Source organism: Streptomyces sp. WM6372 (assembly GCF_001279655.1).
Lineage (GTDB): Bacteria > Actinomycetota > Actinomycetes > Streptomycetales > Streptomycetaceae > Streptomyces.
In genome coordinates this window covers 1-19,991 of sequence record NZ_LGDB01000180.1, presented here as the reverse complement: position 1 = coordinate 19,991, position 19,991 = coordinate 1, and the positions used below count along the sequence as shown (strand labels likewise).

The 19,991-nt window shown below is 71.9% G+C and carries 17 protein-coding genes; 10 read left to right on the top strand and 7 right to left on the bottom strand.

The features are described from left to right. Window positions 1-114 precede the first annotated feature (114 nt). Window positions 115-606, top strand: a complete 492-nt coding sequence (locus ADK52_RS16235; RefSeq protein WP_063783856.1) for a hypothetical protein — start codon at window positions 115-117, stop codon at window positions 604-606. Between the two features lie 11 nt (window positions 607-617). Here ADK52_RS16235 and ADK52_RS16230 read toward each other — a convergent pair whose 3' ends face one another. The 3 genes from ADK52_RS16230 to ADK52_RS16220 form a co-directional block, all read right to left on the bottom strand. Further along, a complete protein-coding gene (locus tag ADK52_RS16230) occupies window positions 618-1,397 on the bottom strand; it encodes an enoyl-CoA hydratase/isomerase family protein (RefSeq protein WP_053690526.1) in 780 nt (259 codons plus the stop codon). Beyond that, window positions 1,394-1,819 carry a Zn-ribbon domain-containing OB-fold protein gene (locus ADK52_RS16225; RefSeq protein WP_053690644.1) on the bottom strand — a complete coding sequence of 142 codons (426 nt, stop codon included), beginning with the start codon at window positions 1,817-1,819 and terminating at the stop codon, window positions 1,394-1,396. Before ADK52_RS16225 ends, ADK52_RS16230 begins: the two co-directional genes overlap by 4 nt. 88 nt (window positions 1,820-1,907) lie before the next feature. Further along, window positions 1,908-3,059: a lipid-transfer protein gene (locus ADK52_RS16220; protein WP_053690525.1), complete on the bottom strand. Its 1,152-nt coding sequence runs from the start codon at window positions 3,057-3,059 to the stop codon at window positions 1,908-1,910. An 86-nt stretch (window positions 3,060-3,145) separates the two neighbouring features. Between ADK52_RS16220 and ADK52_RS16215 the strand changes: the two genes are divergently transcribed. Both ADK52_RS16215 and ADK52_RS16210 read left to right on the top strand, forming a co-directional pair. After that, window positions 3,146-4,759 carry a FadD3 family acyl-CoA ligase gene (locus ADK52_RS16215; protein WP_053690524.1) on the top strand — a complete coding sequence of 538 codons (1,614 nt, stop codon included), beginning with the start codon at window positions 3,146-3,148 and terminating at the stop codon, window positions 4,757-4,759. 190 nt (window positions 4,760-4,949) lie between these two features. Then, window positions 4,950-7,718 (top strand): OmpL47-type beta-barrel domain-containing protein, encoded by a 2,769-nt coding sequence (locus ADK52_RS16210; protein WP_053690523.1) that lies wholly within the window; start codon window positions 4,950-4,952, stop codon window positions 7,716-7,718. A 53-nt stretch (window positions 7,719-7,771) separates the two neighbouring features. Here the strand turns inward: ADK52_RS16210 and ADK52_RS16205 are convergent, their stop codons facing one another. The 3 genes from ADK52_RS16205 to ADK52_RS16195 all read right to left on the bottom strand — a co-directional run bounded on the left by ADK52_RS16205 (window position 7,772) and on the right by ADK52_RS16195 (window position 12,530). Beyond that, window positions 7,772-8,500 (bottom strand): class I SAM-dependent methyltransferase, encoded by a 729-nt coding sequence (locus tag ADK52_RS16205; RefSeq protein ID WP_053690522.1) that lies wholly within the window; start codon window positions 8,498-8,500, stop codon window positions 7,772-7,774. 379 nt (window positions 8,501-8,879) lie between these two features. Beyond that, on the bottom strand, window positions 8,880-9,110 hold the full coding sequence (locus tag ADK52_RS16200; protein WP_053690521.1) for a hypothetical protein: 231 nt from the start codon (window positions 9,108-9,110) through the stop codon (window positions 8,880-8,882). 195 nt (window positions 9,111-9,305) lie between these two features. Continuing rightward, window positions 9,306-12,530, bottom strand: coding sequence for an AfsR/SARP family transcriptional regulator (locus ADK52_RS16195; protein WP_053690520.1), 3,225 nt, complete (start codon window positions 12,528-12,530; stop codon window positions 9,306-9,308). 132 nt (window positions 12,531-12,662) lie between these two features. On the opposite strand from ADK52_RS16195, the gene ADK52_RS16190 reads away from it, so the two are divergent. The 7 genes from ADK52_RS16190 (at window position 12,663) to ADK52_RS40105 (ending at window position 19,238) form a co-directional block, all read left to right on the top strand. Continuing rightward, on the top strand, window positions 12,663-13,883 hold the full coding sequence (locus tag ADK52_RS16190; RefSeq protein ID WP_053690519.1) for an amidohydrolase family protein: 1,221 nt from the start codon (window positions 12,663-12,665) through the stop codon (window positions 13,881-13,883). A gap of 74 nt (window positions 13,884-13,957) precedes the next feature. Next, entirely contained in the window at window positions 13,958-14,791 is an 834-nt protein-coding gene (locus ADK52_RS16185) for a trypsin-like serine peptidase (protein ID WP_234343860.1), read from the top strand. A gap of 551 nt (window positions 14,792-15,342) precedes the next feature. After that, window positions 15,343-16,203, top strand: coding sequence for a helix-turn-helix domain-containing protein (locus tag ADK52_RS16180; protein WP_053690517.1), 861 nt, complete (start codon window positions 15,343-15,345; stop codon window positions 16,201-16,203). Between the two features lie 735 nt (window positions 16,204-16,938). Then, window positions 16,939-17,289: a hypothetical protein gene (locus ADK52_RS42385; RefSeq protein ID WP_147420043.1), complete on the top strand. Its 351-nt coding sequence runs from the start codon at window positions 16,939-16,941 to the stop codon at window positions 17,287-17,289. Window positions 17,290-17,341: 52 nt separating this feature from the next. After that, window positions 17,342-18,160, top strand: a complete 819-nt coding sequence (locus ADK52_RS16170) for a hypothetical protein (RefSeq protein ID WP_234343857.1) — start codon at window positions 17,342-17,344, stop codon at window positions 18,158-18,160. A 423-nt stretch (window positions 18,161-18,583) separates the two neighbouring features. Further along, the gene (locus tag ADK52_RS16165) at window positions 18,584-18,844 is read left to right on the top strand and encodes a hypothetical protein (RefSeq protein ID WP_053690514.1); all 261 of its coding nucleotides are present in this window, start codon (window positions 18,584-18,586) and stop codon (window positions 18,842-18,844) included. A 67-nt stretch (window positions 18,845-18,911) separates the two neighbouring features. After that, on the top strand, window positions 18,912-19,238 hold the full coding sequence (locus ADK52_RS40105) for a hypothetical protein (protein WP_053690513.1): 327 nt from the start codon (window positions 18,912-18,914) through the stop codon (window positions 19,236-19,238). Between the two features lies 1 nt (window position 19,239). Here the strand turns inward: ADK52_RS40105 and ADK52_RS16155 are convergent, their stop codons facing one another. Further along, on the bottom strand, window positions 19,240-19,701 hold the full coding sequence (locus ADK52_RS16155) for an NUDIX hydrolase (RefSeq protein WP_053690512.1): 462 nt from the start codon (window positions 19,699-19,701) through the stop codon (window positions 19,240-19,242). Window positions 19,702-19,991 lie beyond the last annotated feature (290 nt).

Sequence of the window (19,991 nt, the reverse complement as noted above, 5' to 3'; positions counted from 1 at the left end):
ATCGGTCATGGTGCGCCTCCCCGTTGGCCGGGTTTGATCATATGCATGGCAACTGTGAACGCGGCAAGCGGTGATAGCGTGGCCCGCCGTTGTCCAGGGGAGGGGTTTCGAGCCATGGTGGCTGGACGTCGGATCAGGTTCACCGCGGTGCTGGTCGCCGTCGTGTTCGCGCTCACCGGATTTTCGTCCAGCGGGCACGGCCACGGGCACGGCTCGAAGAGCAGCGGCAGCAGCGGAGGCGGCTGCTCCAGCTCCAAGAAGCGGAGCAGCTACAACAGCAACAACAGCAGTAACACCAATAACAGCAACGGCAGCGGGAAGTCGACGCCGTCGCCCAGCAAGAGCGCGGGCCCGCCCGCGCACGCCCAGGTCGTCACCTGCGCCGGCCCGGGCAGCCCGAAGGCCGTCCTCAAGGTGACCTCGGACGTCGACACCTCGCGCCTCATCGACGTCCCCGTCGTCTTCCAGGGCGCGTCCGGCGTCGTGGAGCGGACCTCCGTCCGGGTCTCGCTCAAGGCCCGCGAAACCCAGACGGTCACCGCCGAGATGACCCGGAAGGACAAGGCGGCCGAGGTCACCAGCTGCCTCCTCGGCACGATCAACTGAGAACTGACGGCCTAGCGGACCCGCGGCTCCGGTGCCGCCGCCCGGCGACCCGCGAACAGGTCCGCCTGCCGCTCCGGCGGCAGGTTCCCCAGCGAGATCAGCGCCGGAGCCTGCGCCAGCGCCTGCGCCAGCGCGGTCTGCTTCGCCGACCACAGGGCCCGTACGGTGCCCTGCACGGCCTCCGTCGGATACCCGGCCAGCGTCCGTGCCGCCCGCAGCGCCGCCGGGAGCAGCTCCCCGGGCTCGGCCAGCTCCGAGACCAGGCCGATCTCGTAGGCCCGCCGCGCGGAGAGCCGCTCCGCCGTCCCCATCAGGGACATCCGGGCGGCCTCCCCGAACGGCATCCGCTGCGCCATGTACACGGCCTCGTAGGCGCTGACCATCCCGTACGTCGTGTGCGGGTCGAAGTACGTGGCGGTGCGCGAGGAGACGATGAACTCCGACTCGCCCAGCAGGTAGAACGCCCCGCCGCACGCCATGCCGTTGACGGCGGCGACCACCGGCTTCCACAGGTCGTTCGCCTTCGGGCCGATGGCCACCAGCGGGTCGTCCACCGAGTAGGGGGAGGACGGCTGCGGGACCTCCACCCCGCGGTCGACGCCCGTGCAGAAGGCCGCCCGCCCGGCGCCGGTCAGCACCACCGCCCGTACGTCGTCCGCGTAGCGGAACTCCCTCCACACCGCGCCCAGTTCGGCGGCCGTGGCCAGGTCGATCGCGTTGTGCTTGCGCTCCCGGTCCAGGGTGACGACCGCGACCCCGCTCTCCTTGTCCCGCTCCACCCGCAGCGTCACGGCTTCTCCAGGATCCAGCGGGGCACGGCCATCCCGCCGGCCTCGGTGAACGCCACCTGGACGCGGGCGCCGATCCGCAGCCGGGCCGGGTCCACCGAGTCCAGCGGGGCGTCGGCCGAGGTGACCAGGTTCCCGGCGAGGCGGATGTGCGGGGCGTCGGCGAGTTCCACGAGGATCACGTTGTACGGGGCCTGCGCGGCGTACGCGGGCAGCAGCGGCGGGTGCGGCAGGACGTACGACCAGATCCGGCCCCGGCCGCTCATCGGCCGCCACTCGGAGTCGAACGACTGGCAGTGCGGGCAGCACGGGCGGGGCGGGAAGCGGAGCCGGCCGCAGGCGGTGCAGGCCTGGACGCGGAGTTCGCCCCGGGCGGCGTACTCCCAGAAGGGGGCGCCGTCCTCGTCGGGGACGGGCAGGAGCAGCTCTTCGGCGCGGGCCGCGGCGCTCAGGGCGCCGGCGGTGTCAGCGGCGCCGGCGGTGTTGGCGGTGTCGGCGGTCATCATCGGCTCCTCAGGCTCGCAGCAGGATCGCGGACGTCGGGACACCCTCGCCCGCCGTCACCAGGCAGGTCGCGGCGTCCGGCACCTGGGCGGTGGAGATCCCCCGGAGCTGCTTGACGCCCTCGTTGATCAGGTTGAACCCGTGTACGTAGGCCTCGCTGAGCCCGCCGCCGCCCGTGTTGATCGGGAGCCGCCCGCCCATCTCCAGGGCCCCGCCCTCGGTGAACGCGGCGCCCTCGCCCCGCCCGCAGAAGCCGTAGCCCTCCAGTGACAGCGGGATGAGCGGGGTGAAGGCGTCGTAGATCTGGGCCACGTCCACGTCCTGCGGCCCGAAGTCGGCGTGCTTCCACAGGTGCCGGGCGGCGGTCCAGGCGGGCCCGGACAGCGGGTCGTCGTTCCAGTAGTTGACCATGCCGTGGTGCTGGGCCGGCAGGCCCTGCGCGACGGAGTGGACGTACACGGGCTTGCGGCGGCAGTCGCGGGCCCGCTCGGCGGAGACGATCACGCAGGCCAGCGCCCCGTCCGTCTCCAGGCAGTTGTCGAAGAGGCAGAGCGGATCGCTGATCATGCGGGAGGTCATGTACATCTCGCGGGTCAGCGGGCGCTCGTACATCATCGCGGCCGGGTTCTCGTTGGCCCGGTTGCGGCAGGCCATCGCGACGTTGAAGAGATGGTCGCGGGTGGCGCCGTACTCGTGCATGTAGCGCCGGGCCAGCATGCCGATCTCGTCGGCGGGGCGCAGCAGCCCGAAGGGGCGGGTCCACTGGCCGGGGGTGGGCAGCTGGACGGCGGTGTTCTTCCAGGGGCGCGGGCCGGAGCCGCGTTTGCGCGAGCGCCAGGCGATGCCCACGCCCGCCTGCCCGGTGGCGACGGCGGCCGCGAGGTGGCCGACGGTGGCGCAGGAACCGCCGCCGCCGTAGCCGATCTTGGAGAAGAAGGTGACGTCGCCGGCGCCGATGGCCTTGGCGACCTCGACCTCGTCGGTCTCCTCCATCGTGTACGAGGAGAAGGCGTCGACCTCGGAGGGCGCTATACCGGCGTCCGCGAGGGCCGCGAGGATGGCGCGGCAGGCCAATTCCTTCTCGGACTCGGGAAGTCGTTTGGCAAAGGCGGTCTGGCCGATCCCGACTATCGCCGTAGCGTCCTTGAGTGTTGCCGCCATCGCCACCTCCGGAGCCGCACCAGTACTGACAGCCGCGAAGGCTACAGCTAATCTGACGGATAGTCAGCTACCGGGAGGGGTGTGCGATGACCGAAGACGCGCGGGGGGATCTGCGCTGGGGCAGCATCGCGGGACTGGTGCGCGCTGCGGCCGCACGGTACGCCGACCGCGAGGCCGTCGTCGACGGGCGCGTGCGCATCAGCTACGCGCAGCTCGGCGAGCGCGTGGAGCGGGCCGCGGCCGCCGCGATCGGCGCCGGGATCGAGCCGGGGGACCGCGTCGCCGTCTGGGCCCCCAACACCCTGGAGTGGATCGTCTCCGCGCTCGGCGCGGTCTCCGCGGGCGCCGTCCTCGTCCCCCTCAACACCCGTTTCAAAGGCTCCGAAGCCGCGTACGTCCTGCGGCGCAGCCGGGCCAGGCTCCTGTTCGTCACCGGCACCTTCCTCGGCACCTCGTACGTCGCCTCCCTGCGCCGCGCCGCCGCCGAAGGGGAGGGCCACGGGCCGCTGCCCGGGCTGCCCCACCTCGAACAGGTCGTCGTGCTCGCCGAGGACGCCCCGGACGACTTCCGCACCTGGAAGGAGTTCCTGGCCGGCGGGGACGGGGTCGGCCCCGAGACCGTGCGCGAACGCGCCCGGTCGATCCGCCCCGACGCCCCCTCCGACATCATCTTCACCTCGGGCACCACGGGCAGCCCCAAGGGTGCCGTCATCACCCACGCCCAGTCGCTGCGCTGCTACGACGTGTGGAGCGAGCTCGCCGGCCTGCGCGAGGGCGACCGCTACCTGATCGTGAACCCCTTCTTCCACACCTTCGGCTACAAGGCCGGCATCATCGCCTGCCTGATGCGCGGGGCCACGATGGTCCCGCAGCCCGTCTTCAACGTGGACACAGTCCTCGCCAACATCGCCGCCGAGCGGATCTCCGTACTCCCCGGCCCGCCCACCCTCCACCAGTCCCTCCTCGACCACCCGCAGCGCGACCACCACGACCTGTCGGCGCTGCGCCTGGTGGTCACCGGAGCCGCCGTCGTCCCGCTCCAGCTCGTGGAGCGGCTCCGCGGCGAGCTGCACATCTCCACCGTGCTCACCGCGTACGGGCTCTCCGAGGCCAGCGGCATCGTCACGATGTGCCGCCGCGGCGACCCGGCCGAGGTCATCGCCTCGACCTCGGGACGGGCCATCCCCGACACCGAGGTGAAGGTCGCCGACCAGCACGGCCAGGCCGCGCCCGCCGGCACCGCCGGGGAGGTGTGGGTCCGCGGCCACCACGTCATGCAGGGCTACTTCGAGGACCCGGCCGAGACCGCCGCCGCCGTCACCCCCGACGGCTGGCTGCGCACCGGCGACGTCGGCGTCCTCGACGCCGACGGCAACCTGCGCATCACCGACCGGATCAAGGACATGTTCATCGTCGGCGGGTTCAACGCCTACCCCGCCGAGATAGAGCAACTCCTCGGCCTGCACCCGGACATCGCCGACATCGCCGTCGTCGGCGTCCCCGACCCGCGCCTCGGAGAGGTCGGCAAGGCGTACGCGGTGCGCCGCCCGGGCGCCACCCTCACCGCCGACGACCTGATCGCCTGGTCCCGCCGGGAGATGGCCAACTACAAGGTCCCGCGCGAGGTCGAATTCGTCACCGAACTGCCCCGCAACGCGAGCGGAAAGGTCCTCAAGCGGGAGCTGCGCGCCACGAAGTAGGCCGTACGGGCGAAATATCGGCAATTCCTGCCGCAGGCCGGAGTCCCATGGCGGGTCCATCCGATAGGTAGCCGGTCGTGATCATCGGCTACCGCAGGACCACGACCGCCCGCTGCCGATCCGCCGGCGGAACCGTACCCCCGACAGAGGCTGAAGGGGGGAACCCGTGTCGACGAGACGGATCCTCCGAATGAACCGGCGCCTGACGCAGCGCAGGACGCCTACCGCGCGCGGCTGGTCGCGTGCGCTCCTGCTCGCACTCACCGTGACCCTCACCGCCGCTGCGCCGGCCGCAGCCGCGGTGCCCGCCGAACCGCGTCCCAGCGCACCGGCCTCGGCCGGCGTCCCCTCGCCTTCGGGGGGCGAGGGGACGCTGTCGCGGGCCGAAGTGAAGCAGCGCGTGGACGTGAGTGCGCTGCCCCGTCCCCAGCGCACCGCCCAGCCCCAGGTGCGGCCCCGCCTCGCGCCTCCCGAGCGGCGGGCGCCCGTGGGACCGATGCGCCAGCCGAGTCTGCCGGTCACCACCGCGCTGCTGACTCCGAAGGGCGCGACGTCACCGAAGGCGGCGCCTTCCTCCGCCGTGGTGGAGCGGCTGAAGACCTTCCCCACGCTCGGGAACGGCGACAACGACGCCGCCTCCCAAACCGCACCCTCCGATACCAACCTCGCGGTCGGACCGACGTACATCGTCGAGTTCGTCAACCGCGCCGGCCAGATCTACGACAAGGCCGGCAACGCGGTGGGATCCCCGTTCGACCTGGGCACCTTCTTCGGGTTCGCGGCGGACACGGGCGGTGACCCGCGGGTGCACTACGACGCCGGATCGGGCCGGTTCTTCGCCTCGTACGAGGGGCTCCTGGCCGGCGGAGACGAGAACGACGTCGCGGTCAGCGACACCTCCGACCCCCGAGGGCACTGGACCGTCTACAACATCGGCAGCAACACCTCCAACGTGCTGCAGGACCGTCCGCTGCTCGGCTACACCAACGACAAGGTCACGCTGGGCTGGAACAACTTCGACCGCAACCAGCCCGAGCCGCTGCCGTTCCTGGGCGCGGTGAACGTCGTCGTCAACAAGGCGGACCTGTTGGCCGGTGGCACGATCAGCTTCACGACGTTCGCGCAGGACACCACCCTCGACGACGCCGTACCGGCCACTTCGCTGTCGGCGATCAACGACCAGCTCTCGATGAAGCACGAGGGCACCAACGTGATGGTGACCACGATCACCGGCGTGCCCGGCGTCAGTGCGGTCAACCGCACCGTGAACACCATCGCCATCGGAACCGCGGACCCGCCGCCGGCGGCGGCCCAGCCCCCCGGGGGGGATGCCACGATCGAGACGAACGACGACCGGATGTTGTCGGTCGCCTGGCAGAACAACCGCCTGTGGGGCGTCTTCAACGTCAGCTGCACCCCCGTCGGAGACACCGCGGTCCACGCCTGCCAGCGCTTCGTCCAGATCGCGACCGGCGGGACCCAGAGCCTGTCGACCAACCTCGACCTCGGCCTCGTGGGCGGGGACATCTACTACGGCTCGCTGACCCTGAACGACGAAGACGACCTGTTCGCAGGATTCACCGCCTCCTCGTCCACCCTCTTCGCGGGCGGGGTCGCGATCGGAGTGCCGGGCGGCAACTTCCCGGCCACCACCTTCGGCGACTTCTACGCCGCGGGCACGCAGGCCTACACGTGCGCCTGCAATGGCGATCCCCGCTGGGGCGACTACTCGGGCACGGCGCGCGACCCGAGCAACCCCAAGGACGTCTGGACGGTCCAGCAGATCGGAGCCACCGGCAACACCGGGATCTTCGGCGGTGACTGGGGCACAGCGATGGACCGCGTCACGCTGTCCCCGCCGACCGTCACGAGCGTCACCCCCAACCACGCGCCGGAACTGGCGCAGTGCGTGAACACCGTGACCGTGCGCGGCACGGAGTTCCCGACGAGCGGCACCACCGTCGCGTTCGGCTCCGTGGCGGCCACGAACGTGAACGTCACCGGGCCGGAGGAGCTGACCGCGCAGGTGCCCCCGCAGGCACGGGGCACGGTGGACGTCACCGTGACCACGCCCAACGGCACCAGCCCGGTCACCGCCGCCGACCGCTTCACCTACGACGCGGACACCTCCGCGCCGACCGCCTCCGCGAGCACCTCACCGGCACCGAACGGGGCCGGATGGAACACCACCAGCCCGGCCACCGTCAACATCACCGCCGCTGACGGGTCCTGCGGCTCCGGCATCCAGAAGATCACCTACAGTGCGAGCGGCGCCCAGCCCATCGCATCCACCGTCGTGTCCGCAGCGAACGCGGCCGTCCCGATCACGGTGAACGGCGTGACCACCGTGACGTACACCGCCACCGACAACGCGGGCAACACCTCCGCGCCGCAGACGATCACGGTGCGGCTCGACACGGTGGCGCCGACGATCACCATCGTCCGTCCGGCGGCCGGCACCTACCTGTACCGGCAGTCCGTCACCGCGTCCTACTCGTGCACGGACGCCACCTCCGGCGTGGCGAGCTGCGTCGGCACGGTCCCCAACGGCAGCCCGATCGACACCTCCACCCTGGGCTCGCACACGTTCACGGTGAACGCCAAGGACGTCGCCACGAACCCGGCCACGAAGAGCGTCAACTACACCGTCGCGTACCGGATCTGCCTGCTCTACGACCCGGCCCGGCCGGTCCGCCTGCTCGGCCAGGTCGTGATCTCCCTGCGGATCTGCGACGCGAACGGCAACAACCTCTCCAGCTCCGGCATCACCGTGACGGCCACCCGGATCACCGGCCCCGTCACGAGGACCGTCGGCGCCCGGATGATCTACAGCGCGCTGGCCTCCGGCTACAGCCTCCCGGTCAGCACGAGGGGCCTTCCCAACGGCGACTACAACCTCGAATTCACCATCAGCGGAGCGGACACCACGACCCACGTGGCGCCCTTCACCCTGCGCTGACCTCGCGGTACCCGTCGGCCCGGCCCCCGCAGCGGGGGCCGGGCCGACGCGCGTCAGGCGGGCTTGCGGGCCAGGAGGAGGCGCCAGCGGGGGGTTCCGTCGGGGCGGCGGCCGAAGGGCTCCAGGGGGGCGGTCTCCACCGTGAAGCCGGCCGCGCGCAGGTCGGCGCGGACGCCGCCCAGCGGGAAGGTCCGGTAGTACATGACGAACGGCGGCCGCCACACGGCGTTGCGCACCCGCATCGCGGCGTCGAAGCCCGCCACCGCCCACCACACGGGGGAGGCCGGCGGGATCGGCGCCCCGATCGGGAACGCGAAGAGGCCGCCCGGGCGCAGCGCGGTGTGGACGCCGGCGAAGAGGGCGGGCCGCTCGGCCGGCAGGAAGTGCCCGAAGGCCCCGAAGCTGACGGCCAGGTCGTACGAGTCCGCCAGCTCGGGCGGCAGCGCCAGCGCGTCGGCCCGTACGAGGTCGACGCGCTCGTCGGGATGGGCCCGCGCGGCCTCGGCCAGCATGCCCGCGCTCAGGTCCACCCCGGTCACCCGGCCCCGGCACAGCCGCCGCAGCATCCCGAGCCCGGCGCCGGTCCCGCAGCACACGTCGAGCCCGGCCCCGAAGGAGCCCTCCCGCTGCGCGAGCGCCTCCTCGACGGCGTCGAGCATCCGGTCGGGGGTGCGGAACGGGGTCTGGTCGAACTTGGGCGAGAGCAGGTCGTACCCGCGCTCGACGGACGAGAGGGCCTGGACGGCGAGCTCGCGGACGGTGGGTCCCTGTGAGGTGAACACGGGCCCAGCCTAGTGAGGGAGGCCCGGCAGCGGGTCCCGCCCGGCGCGCGCGGGCACGCGCATGGACACCGACACGGACGCGGGCATGGACACGCGCATGCGACGGTGGCCGCGGTGGCTCCCCCTCCGGGCCACCGCGGCCACCGTCCTTGTTGTGCTCCCCCGTCGGTCGTGCTCCCGGCGGGTCCCCCGTGACTCCGCCGGGCCTTGCTCCCCCGTTGGTCGTGCTCCCCGCGGGTCCCCCGTGACCCCGCCGGGCCGTGCTCCCCCGTCGCCACGGCGGGTTCCCCCGAATCCCCCCGTGGCCCCCCGTTGGTACCGGTCCCCCGTATCCCCCGTGGAACCGGCCCCCGTCCCCCGTTATCCCCCGTGGGACGTCTTACGGACGCGGACCGGACGCGTGGTTGTCCATCGCCACGATGTCCTCGCCCGAAGCCGGCTTCTTCTCCTGCGGTTTGATCTCGATGCCGGAGGCGTGGTTGTCCATCGGCGTGATGTCGACGCCCGGTGCAAGGCTGTCGTCGAGCGGCTTGATCTCGATGCCGGACGCGTGATTGTCCATCGGCCTCATGTCGCCGTCGTTCGGCAGGATGTTCTCGTTCGTCGTCATCGGTTCTCCTGATGGATGGGTCGGGCCCGTTCGGCGATTCCCCCGCGGACCGCCGAACGGGTGGTCCTCCAGCCGACTCTCGCGCCCCCCGACGCGGTGAGTCGATGTACCTATCGTGGCGGGCGGCGATAAACGAACGATGAATGCCTCGTTCATCCGCCGACCAGCGGGCGAGCGCCCGGCGATCGGCGCAGCTCAGGCCGCTATCTCCGCGGCCAACAGGGCTTGTACTTCGGACAGTTCCGCCGACTTCAGTTGCTTGAACACGACCTCCGCGTCCCGCCAGCACACCCGCGCCCGGTCCCGCTGCCCCAGCCTGCGCAGCGCCTTGCCCAGCACTGTCAGCACGGTCGCCCGCCGCCACTCCCCGCCGATGCCGCGCAGCGCGATGGCCTGCTCCGCGTGCGCGGCGGCCAGCGTGGGCCGGTGCGCGGCCAGATGGGCCACGGCGAGCCGGAAGTGTGTCACGCCCTCCCACAGCGGCTGCCGGTTGTCGTGGAACAGCGAGAGCGCCTCGGTGAGCTGCTCCTGCGCCTCGCCGAGCCGCCCGGCCTCGGTGAGGGCGATGCCCAGCGCGTAGCGGCCGTTGGCCAGGCGCAGCGTCAGGCCCATCCGGTCGTATATGGCGATGCCCTGCTCGGCGAGGTCGATGGCACTGGTCAGCCGGCCCAGTCCGACGTGGATCCGGGAGAGGTTGCACAGCGCGCTGGCCTCGCCGATGTGGTTGCCGTCGGCGCGGAAGTTCTCGATGGCCTCCAGCAGGTACCGCTCACCGTCGGCCCACCGGGCCTGGTAGAGGGCGATGATCCCACGGTCGTTGGGCGCCCAGCAGCTGGGCAGCGGGTCGCCGGCCTCGCGGGCGAGGGCCATGGCCCGGCGGGCCTCCTCGTCGGCCTCGCCGAAGCGGCCCGCGACCAGGTGGACGTTGGTGAGGGTGGTCCGGGCCCGGCCCTCCGCGTGCGGGTCCTTCGCGGCGTGCGCGGCGTCGCGCAGGGCCACGGCGGCGGACTCGTACTGCTTGGAGTTGGCGCCCGACTCGGCGAGGTCCTTCGCCGCCCACAGCAGGTCGACGGCCCGGCGCAGCACGTCCGCCCGCCCGGTCGAGCGTACGGAGGCCTGCCGGACGCACGCCAGCAGCGGGTCCGCCTCGGCGTACAGCCAGTCGAGGGCGGCGCGGGGCTCGGCGAAGCGCAGCCCGGGGTAGTGGGTGGCGGACAGGTGGGCGGGGAGCCGGTCGCCGGGGCGCTCCACCGCGTACACCGCGGAGGCGGTGGCGAGGTAGAAGTCCAGCAGCCGGTCCAGGGCGGCGTCGCGGCTGCTCGGCGGCTGCTCGTCGCGTTCGGCGCAGGCGCGCGCGTAGAGGCGTACGAGGTCGTGGAAGCGGTAGCGGCCGGGCGCGGCCGATTCGAGGAGCGAGCAGTCCACTAAGGCTTCGAGGAGGTCCTCGGTGTCGTACTCGGGCAGGTCCAGTACGGCGGCCGCCGCGGCCAGCGAGATGTCGGGCCCGTCGGCGAGGCCGAGGAGGCGGAACGCGCGCTGCTGTTCGGGCTCCAGCTGCCCGTACCCGAGCTCGAAGGTGGCCTTGACGGCGAGGTCGCCGGCCTGGAGCTCGTCGAGGCGGCGGCGCTCGTCGGCCAGCTTCGCGGCGAGGACGGACACGGTCCAGGTGCGGCGGGCGGCCAGCCGGGAGGCGGCGATGCGGATGGCGAGCGGCAGGAACCCGCAGGCGCCGACCACGTCGAGGGCGGCCTGGCGTTCGGCGCCGACGCGCTCCGCCCCGACGATCCGGGTGAACAGCTGGAGGGCCTCCTCGGGGCTCATCACGTCGAGGTCGACGAGATGGGCGCCGGCGAGGCCCGCCATGCGGACCCGGCTGGTGACGAGCGCGGCGCAGCCGGCGGTGCCCGGCAGCAGCGGGCGGACCTGCGCGGCGTCGCGGGCGTTGTCCAGCAGGACCAGGACGCGGCGGCCGTCGAGCGTGGACCGGTACAGGGCGGCCCGTTCGGCGGCGCTGTCCGGGATGGCCGTGTCGGGGGTGCCCAGCGCCCGCAGGAAGGAGCCGAGGACGGCGACGGGCTCGGCCGGCCGCGGCTCGGTGCCCTGGAGGTCGGCGTAGAGCTGGCCGTCGGGGAAGTGCGGGCGGGCGGCGTGCGCGACGTGTACGGCGAGGGTGGTCTTGCCGACACCGCCGATGCCCGCGAGCGCGGAGACGGCCATGACCTGGCCGCCGGCGCCGGACAGGATCTCGCCGAGTTCGCTGACGAAGGTGGCGCGGCCGGTGAAGTCGGCGACGGTGGCGGGCAATTGGGCGGGCCTCACGAGTGCGGGTGCGGCGGCCGGGGCCGGGTCCTCGGCGCACGCGAGTTCGGCGTCCGCGCGCAGGATGCGCTGCTGGAGCGCGGAGAGTTCGGGGCGGGGGTCGACGCCGAGTTCGTCGGCGAGGAGCCGGCGGGTGTCGGCGTACACGGCGAGGGCCTCGGCCTGGCGGCCGCTGCGGTACAGGGCGAGCATGAGGAGCTCGCGCAGCCGTTCGCGCAGCGGGTGGGCGGCGGTGAGGGCGGTGAGCTCGGAGACGGCCTCGGCGTGGTGGCCGACCTCCAGGTCGAGGTCGAGGCGGGTTTCCAGCAGCTGGAGGCGCCATTCGGCGAGCCGCGTCCGCTCGGTCTCGGCGTGCGGGCCGGGGACCCCGGCGAGCGGTTCGCCGTCCCACAGGTCGAGGGCGCGGCCGAGCAGCGTACGGGCGAGGCCGCGGTCGCCGGCGCCGCGCGCCTGGTCGGCGTCGGCGGCGAGGCTGCGGGCGACACCGAGGTCGAGGGCGTCGGTGGGGGTGTGGATGGCGTAGCCGCCGGACTCGGTGACGAGCATGCCGGGCTCGAGGACCTTGCGCAGGCGGGAGGCGTACGTACGGATCGTGGCGAGGGCCTGCTGCGGGGGGTCCTCGCCCCAGATGGCGTCGATCAGCTCGGGCGCGGTGGCGGTGCGGCCGCCGCGCAGCAGGAGCGCGGCGAGCAGGGCGCGCTGCTGGGGGGTGCCGGAGGGCAGGGCCTCGCCGCCGCGCCAGGCGCGGATGGGGCCGAGGACGGCGAAGCGGCAGGGGTCGGGTGCGGCGGTGGGGTGGGGGGCGGCTGCGGCTTCGGCTGCGGGTGCGGTGTGCGCGGCGGGTGGGCCGGCCGGGGTGGGCGGACCGGCTGCGGGGGGTGTGCCGGCCCGGGAGCCGGCGGCGGGTGTGCCGGCCGGGGAGCCGGTGGCGTGCGTGCCGGTCGGGGCGTCCGGGGCGTGCGTGCCGGTCGGGGCCTCGGCGGCGCGAGCGGTCGTGAAGTCAGGCCGCGTCCCGGTCGTGGCGTCCGGCGCGGCAGCGGAATGGCGCCGGGCTGCCTCGGGGTGGTTCCGCTGGTGCGGGATGGCCGGTATGCCGTCCATCTGTCGTCCCCCCTGCCTTCCGTCGGTGTAAGGGCCAGTCTGCCCTGTCTTGCGCTTACCCGTCAGCCCGTGTCGAACCGATCACTCCCCAACTAGCTGACGGTTCGTCAGATCGGCGCTACCGTAGTCCACATGGAGACCTTCCCGAAGATCATCTCGGTGGACGACCACACGGTTGAGCCTCCCCACGTCTGGCGGGACCGGCTCCCGTCCAAATACCAGGACACCGGCCCCCGGATCGTCCGAGCGCCCCTGAAGGAAATGACCTTCCTCGGCGGGAAGTTCGCGCCCGTCATGGGTGCCAAGGGTGACGACGGTCCGATCGGCGACTGGTGGGTGTACGAGGACCTGCACCGACCCCTCACCCGCCTCGACACCGCCGTCGGCTACGACCGCGACGAGATCAAGCTCGAAGTCATCACGTACGAGCAGATGCGCCCGGGCTCCTTCTCGGTTCCCGAACGCCTCGCGGACATGGACGTCAACCACGTCCAGTCGGCCCTCTGCTTCCCGACCTTCCCCCGCTTCTGCGGCCAGACCTTCACCGAGGCCAAGGACCGCGAGCTGGGGCTGCTCGGGGTGCGGGCGTACAACGACTGGATGGTGGAGGAGTGGTGCGGTCCGGACGCCCGCGGCCGCCTGATCCCGCTCACCCTGATCCCCCTCTGGGACGCCCGGCTCGCCGCCGCCGAGGTCCGCCGCAACGCGGCGCGCGGCGTGCGCGCGGTCGCCTTCTCGGAGATACCGCCGCACCTGGGCCTCCCGTCCGTCCACACGGACGAGTGGGACCCCTTCCTCCAGGCGTGCGACGAGACCGGCACGGTCATCGCGATGCACATCGGCTCCTCCTCGCGCATGCCGTCCACCTCGGCGGACGCGCCGCCCGCGGTCGGCTCCACCATCACCTTCGCCAACTGCTGCTTCTCGATGGTCGACTGGCTGATGAGCGGCAAGTTCGAGCGCTTCCCGAACCTCAAGATCATGTACGCGGAGGGCCAGATCGGCTGGATCCCGTACATCCTGGAGCGCGCGAACGTGGTGTGGGAGGAGAACCGCGCCTGGGGCGGGGTCGCGGACAAGGTGCACCGCCCGCCGTCGGAGCTCTTCGCGGAGCACGTCTTCGGGTGCTTCTTCGACGACCCCTTCGGCCTGAAGAACCTGGACTCGATCGGCGTCGCGAATGTCCTCTACGAGACCGACTACCCGCACTCGGACTCGACGTGGCCGAAGTCCCGGGAGGTGGGAGAAGCCCAGATGTCCCACCTGGACCCCGCCGTGGTGGACCGCATCGTCCGCGGCAACGCGATCGACTTGCTGGGCCTGACGCCGGAAGGCCTGTGGGCGGGAGCCTAGGGAGTGGCCGGGGGTCCCCTTGCGGCGAAGGCGAACATCAAGGCATGCTTCGCCGGAGCAAAGTGGGAGGGGCGGTGGCGGTGGACAAGCGGACCGTGGTGACCGGGGTGTTGTGCGCGGTGGCGGCGCTGGGCGCGTCCGCTGTCATGACGAAGGTGGTGCCGGCCGCGGAGGGCCGGCCGGAGGCGCACGTCAAGGCGGCGGCCCCGGCGAAGCCCTCGCCGAGCGCACCTTCGCGATCGCAAGCGGCGAAGCAGCCGCAGCTGAACACCTCGGGAACGCCCCGGCCGGGCAGCCCCGCAGCCTTCACCGGAGCCCTGTTCGAAGGCGGCGTGCAGGGTGACCACTTCTGCACCGCCACCGTCGTGCACAGCCCGGGCAAGAACATGATCGTCACCGCCGGGCACTGCCTGCTCGCCGGAAAGCCCGACGGCGGGGGAGCGGTCTTCGCACCCGCGTACGCGAACGGCGGGGCCCCGTACGGAGCCTGGACCATCGAGGAAGTCTTCGAGGACCCCCGCTGGTCCGATGGCTCGGACGACGACTACGACCTCGCTTTCGCCCGCCTCGCCCCGGACGCCTCGGGCCGCAACATCGAGGACGTCACCGGCGCCGCGACCCTGGACACCACGGGCCGCTCGGGCGAGGAGATCACCGTCACCGGCTACCCGGCGGACCGCAAGGTCCCGCGTACGTGCACGGCGTCGGCGATCCGCGAGACCCCGGCGGAACAGCGCTTCGACTGCGCGGACTTTCCGGGCGGCACGAGCGGCAGCGCCTGGCTCGCGAAGGACGGAAAGATCATCGGGGTCCTGACGGGCGGCGACACGGACGACGTCTCGACGAGCACGATCCTGGGCGAGTACGCGGCGACGCTGTACGCGAAGGCGACAGCGGCGACCCACTGAGCCGGCCGCGCCGACCGCCCGGACGCCTGTCCTCCCGGACGCCTGTCCGCCCGACCGCCCGGCCGCGTCCGGATACCGGCCGGGACCAGCCACCCGGCGAACGGGGAGCGACGCCCTCGGGGAGGGTGCGAGATCCGCGCCATCGGCGCCACCACCGGGACTCCCCCGAGGAACTGACGGACCGTCGGTGACGCCTGTCCAGGTTCGGTACGATGGCGCGTGGCCGTAAACAATCGGCCACTCGACCGCTCGAAGGACTGGATCGGTGTCACCTGGCATGACGCCCGCAAGGCGGCGGGAACGCGGCCGTCCTTCGGTCACGACGGGCGTCGCAGAGGCTGTGGGCGGACGGCGCCGGACGCCCGGCGGCGCCGGGCGCGGGGCGTTCCGCCGCCGGGGGAGCCAGTCCGGGCGCTGCCCGTTGGGCCGGATAGGTGGTCTTCACCATCCGGTTGTGCTCCTCGTCGGTCCGGGTGAGCAGAATGCTTTTGCCGCTTGTCGTGGGCCCTGCATCTCTGTGTGAGTTCGTGTAGTTGGAGGGAAAACCGCCCATGGCGGCGAACGGAAGCCCCACCGTCAGGAGGCTCCGCCTGGGCGCGGAACTTCGGCGGCTGCGCCGGGCCTCGGGTATGACGGCCCAGCAAGTGGCGAGTCTGCTACTGGTGTCCCAGTCCAAGATCAGCCTTCTGGAGACGGGCCGTCGTGCCATCAATCCCCGTGACGTGCGTGATCTGTGCGAACTCTACGACGTCACCGACCAGTCGTTCGTCGCCTCGCTGATGCGGATGGCGAAGGAGTCGGGCCGGCAGGGCTGGTGGGTCGCCTACGGCGACGTGCCCTACGGCGTGTTCGTCGGGATGGAGACGGAGGCCGTCTCCATTCACTCGTACGAGCCACTGGTGATGCCGGGTCTGCTGCAGACTCCCGCCTACGCCGAGGCGGTCATCGTGGAAACGAACCCTCACATCACGGCCGAACAGGCTGCCACCCGTCTCGAGGTGCGGCTACGGCGCCAGCACCGCGCCCACCACCCCGCCCGTCCCTTTCGCTTATGGGTCGTCCTGGACGAATCGGCGTTACATCGCACCGTCGGCACCGCCGACGTCATGCGCGAACAGCTCGAACATCTGGACCGCATCAGCGCCCAGCCGCACATCACCGTGCAGATCCTCCCGCACGCCGCGGGAGCCCACCCCGGTGTCTCGGGGCAGTTCTCCATCCTCACGTTCTCCGACAACGACGCGGGAGTCGTGTACCTGGAGCGTTTCACCAGCGACCTCTACCTGGAGAAGCCCGCGGACCGCCGGCCCTACCACTTCATGTACGACCACCTCCAAGCACAAGCACTCGCACCCGAACAGAGCCGCCGGTTCATCCGCGACACCATCCGGATCTACGCGCGACCCTCGTAAGCGGTGGGCAGCGCCGACGCTCAGCCAGCGGCCCCGCCCTCCCACCCGGCCAGAGCTCCGCAGGCGGAACACGTCGCGCTGCCGACGGGTTCTCGCACCGGCGCGGCGCCCTCCGGGACTTCGTGCTGGAAGAGCCAGGGGGCATTCGCGTTCCGCTCCAAGACGTGCCTGAAGTGCTGTTGGCGCCTCAGTTCGAGGGCGTCCTTGTGCCGCATCCGGCCCACCCCCGACGACGCCATCGCGCTCCAGAACGCACCTAGTACCGCACAGATCAGCACGAGCCTCACCAACATGTCTGCCACAGCGGGTCCCTTCCGGTGACGGATTCGCGCAACGGGGCCCGTGCGCGAGCCCTCGGCAACATCTCCACATAACGCAGCGGCATATGCAGAGTTATGCCCCGCGCCCTCATTGAATCCATGTGCAGCACCCTGTCGGGTTGCCTTAATTTCCTATTTCCGCGAGGCGGCCGGTTCCGGGGGCGGGCCGGTCGAAAACGTGCCCGCTCGACAGCACGGCGGTCGCACGACCCCCACACAGGCGATACCGAAAACCGCCCGAGAGGGAGGCCGGCCGTCGCGACCCGACCCCTCGTCCTACCCCGATCCGCCCCGGCCCATCCCTCGCCATCACCGCTCTGAGCTGCGGCGAATCCTGCTCCGGGTGGTTCGCCGCGACTGCGGAAGCGAGGAAAGGAAACGGTCAGCACGCGCGCTCGCCGTCATCATCACCCGCATGGCTCACACCCTGCCCGGCGCCGGAAGCGTTGGTTGGACTATGACAACAGCAAACCTCGGTGCAATCTTTCATCGGCACTCAGAGGAGGAGGATCTCCCCGTACGCCCAGGGGCTTCCCGGATGGGTAAGTGGACATTCACACCGGCTTCATCGGACCGAGCCCAGGGCGAAAACGCGGCCCTGCATCATGAAGGTCTGAAAATCGAGCTGAATTACTCGTCATCGATCTTCGAGGATTTCCTGGAAGCGATCAGCTCGATCCGCCACGACTTCAATCGACGGTCGCACGGCGTGGCCGCGTCCGGGACGTGCACCGACGGCCGGCTGAGGCAGGACTCCCGTGTATGAACCATACGGTCATCACGACTGGAACGGCTTCCCCATCCAGCCGGATGTCCGCATGTTCCGGCCGGGGCCGGACCCCGAACAGCACATCGGCATCGGGTATTCGCCGCTCGGAGCGGCCCAGGAGAACGGCGCGTGGGATCCGGCGGAGGAGCTCGCCTGTCTCCTTCAGGGGAGCCTGGCCGGCGACCAGGTGGAACAACCCTTCGAACGGGTCGTCTTCGACGAGCCGAACGACACGATGAGCACCACCGGGCTGATGGCCGGACCGCCGGGCATCGGGTCGACGGGCATCGGGTCGACGGGCATCAGGCCGACGGAGACGGAAGCGTCCGGCAGACACCACCGCCGGCCCGTCCGGGCGAAGGCACCGGCGATGGCCCTGATGCGAACGGGCAGCATGTGCACGTCCGTGCTGGTCGCGCTCATCGCCGCCGTCGTGAGCATCTTCAGCGGGCTCGCCATCTGCGACGCCCTACGGCACAGCGCCGTACCCCACACCGGCCACGACGTGGTCAGCTGGTGGCCGCTGCTGATCTACGGCCCCTGGATGGTCGCCTCGCTGTCCATCCTCAGGGCGGCCCTGCATCAGCGCCGCGCCGTCCACTCCTGGTCCATCGTCCTGTTGTTCTCGACCCTGGCCACGCTGCTGTGCGTGGCCCAGGCGCCGAGGACGCTCCCCGCCCAGGCAGCTGCGACCCTGCCCGCCATCGCCGCGCTCGCCTGCTTCCAGCAGCTCGTCCGCCAGATCACGCTCACCCGACCGCCCCGCCAGCCGACGCCGCGGCACCGCAACCCCAGGCCCTCCGCCGCTCCCAGGCCCTCCGCCGCCCCCAGGCCCTCCGCTGCCCCCAGGCTCCACTACGGGGCATGACGGCCACGTCCGGGATGTCCCTGGCCGGCACCGGTCCGCCGCCCGTGCGAAGTCCTGCGCCCGGCGAAGGCCGTGACGACGCCCCGGCGAAGCGCGGGGACGCCGGGAGAGACGGGGACGCCGGGAAGGACAGGGCCGCCGGGAGGAACGGGGCCGCCGTCCGCCGAGTCGGTCGTGGCCGCGCCGACCCGGACGGAGTCGGCGCCGCCACGTACGGCGCGGGGGACGAAGGCGCGACAGTCTCTGACCGCATGGAGAACGTGGTCCTTCCCAGAGCCCGCCGGAGTGATCGTTTTCACCTCAGGAACGACAACCGAATCCGATAAGTCACGGGCGGTCCGCAATCCAGTCGCGACGGCCTCCGAGCCCTGCCCCGCACCCCCCCAGCGCTCCCGCACCACCCACTGAGAGAGGACAGCAACCATGGCGTACGAGCCCTCATACGCTGAACGGCTCCGGTACAAGCGGCTTCAGGACGCCGCCTACCAGGCAGGCCTGGACGCCGCCACCAATCTCCAGGCAGCCCTCGCGCTGGCGGGGATGGTCCTCCCCTCCCTGGCGAACGACGGGCCCGTGGGGGCCCGCGGGTACGTCCGGCTCGGCGGATGCAGCGTCGCCGTCGCCAACCAGCTCGCCGAGGTGATCGCAGCGGGCGCCCACGCCCTACAGGAGCAGGGGACGTGAGTACCCGTCCCCCCTCACCACCCACCTCAACCACCCCACCACCAGGCAGACTCCAGGAGGTTCCTGCATGAAGTGGCGAGATTCCTCGCGCGCGCCGAAACCGCGGGAGGCGCTCGACCCCTACCGCTTCCCCGGTGTACGGAACTTCGAGGACCAGGGGGACACGGGGGACGCCCGCCCCCCGGACTCCGCGCCGATCCCGGCCCCGGACCCGGAGGAGAGCTCTCGCAGCCGAATCAGCGCAGTGCACCAGCGGCGCCTGGGCCTGCACGCGGCGCTGACCGCGGCCGGCATCCCGCCGCTCGCCGGGGACCTGCACGCCATCGAGGCCGTCGCCGCCCTGGACGGCACCACGAACGCGGCCGTCCGGCGATGGATCGCCGGCGCCCGATGACTCACGTCACCGGACGGCCCTGGTCGCCCACCAGACCGAGGTGAACGGTCTCGGCGGGCGGGTCGGCCAGCAGCTCGGCGAGCCGCGGCGGCCACAGGGGCTCCCCGAGCGAGGCCAGGGCCTGCTGCGACAACCACCGCCAGTGCGCGTCGGGCGACTCGGGGACGGGATCGCGGCGCGGGCCGGTGGTGACGTAGATGTGCTCGTGCTGCCGTACGGGGATGCCTTGATGGGTGAAGTCGTGCTCCCAGGTGCACAGCAGCCGCTGCGGCTCGAGATCGGTCCACCCGGTCTCTTCCCGCAACTCCCGCCGCACGCACTCCTCAGGAGTCTCCCCGGGATCGATCCCCCCGCCGGGCGGCAGCCAGTGGATCCCGACCTCGATGTTGTTCTCGCGGAAGAGGAACACCGATCCGCTGGGGGAGAGGATGACAATCCGCGCTGCCTGCCGAGGAGTTCTCATCACCTCAGGGTACGACGGGACGGGAATGCTTGGACTGGGGGCGGGGGCCCCTGGTTCGGGGTCGGGTGAGCTGGCCGGGCTGTTGGGGGCGGGACCCCCTGATACGGGGTCGGTGGTGTGTCCGGGGGCGTCCCGTCAGTCCACTGTCCTTCCGTGTCGGGTCGGTCCGTCAAGGGCGCTCCCTGCGGTCGCGTCGCTTCGCGATGTCGCTGCGCTCCACCCTTGACTGACCGCCCCGCCCCGGAATGCCATAAGACTGCCGGGAAGCCCCCGAAGGATGGCCGGGAGGT

Excerpts from the sequence above, each read along its gene's own strand:
- ADK52_RS16235 (WP_063783856.1), top strand. The coding sequence starts at position 115 with ATGGTGGCTGGACGTCGGATCAGGTTCACCGCGGTGCTGGTCGCCGTC.
- ADK52_RS16220 (WP_053690525.1), bottom strand. The coding sequence starts at position 3,059 with ATGGCGGCAACACTCAAGGACGCTACGGCGATAGTCGGGATCGGCCAG.
- ADK52_RS16215 (WP_053690524.1), top strand. The coding sequence starts at position 3,146 with ATGACCGAAGACGCGCGGGGGGATCTGCGCTGGGGCAGCATCGCGGGA.
- ADK52_RS16210 (WP_053690523.1), top strand. The coding sequence starts at position 4,950 with ATGAACCGGCGCCTGACGCAGCGCAGGACGCCTACCGCGCGCGGCTGG.
- ADK52_RS16200 (WP_053690521.1), bottom strand. The coding sequence starts at position 9,110 with ATGACGACGAACGAGAACATCCTGCCGAACGACGGCGACATGAGGCCG.
- ADK52_RS16195 (WP_053690520.1), bottom strand. The coding sequence starts at position 12,530 with ATGGACGGCATACCGGCCATCCCGCACCAGCGGAACCACCCCGAGGCA.
- ADK52_RS16190 (WP_053690519.1), top strand. The coding sequence starts at position 12,663 with ATGGAGACCTTCCCGAAGATCATCTCGGTGGACGACCACACGGTTGAG.
- ADK52_RS16180 (WP_053690517.1), top strand. The coding sequence starts at position 15,343 with ATGGCGGCGAACGGAAGCCCCACCGTCAGGAGGCTCCGCCTGGGCGCG.
- ADK52_RS42385 (WP_147420043.1), top strand. The coding sequence starts at position 16,939 with ATGGCTCACACCCTGCCCGGCGCCGGAAGCGTTGGTTGGACTATGACA.
- ADK52_RS16170 (WP_234343857.1), top strand. The coding sequence starts at position 17,342 with ATGTTCCGGCCGGGGCCGGACCCCGAACAGCACATCGGCATCGGGTAT.
- ADK52_RS16165 (WP_053690514.1), top strand. The coding sequence starts at position 18,584 with ATGGCGTACGAGCCCTCATACGCTGAACGGCTCCGGTACAAGCGGCTT.
- ADK52_RS40105 (WP_053690513.1), top strand. The coding sequence starts at position 18,912 with ATGAAGTGGCGAGATTCCTCGCGCGCGCCGAAACCGCGGGAGGCGCTC.
- ADK52_RS16155 (WP_053690512.1), bottom strand. The coding sequence starts at position 19,701 with ATGAGAACTCCTCGGCAGGCAGCGCGGATTGTCATCCTCTCCCCCAGC.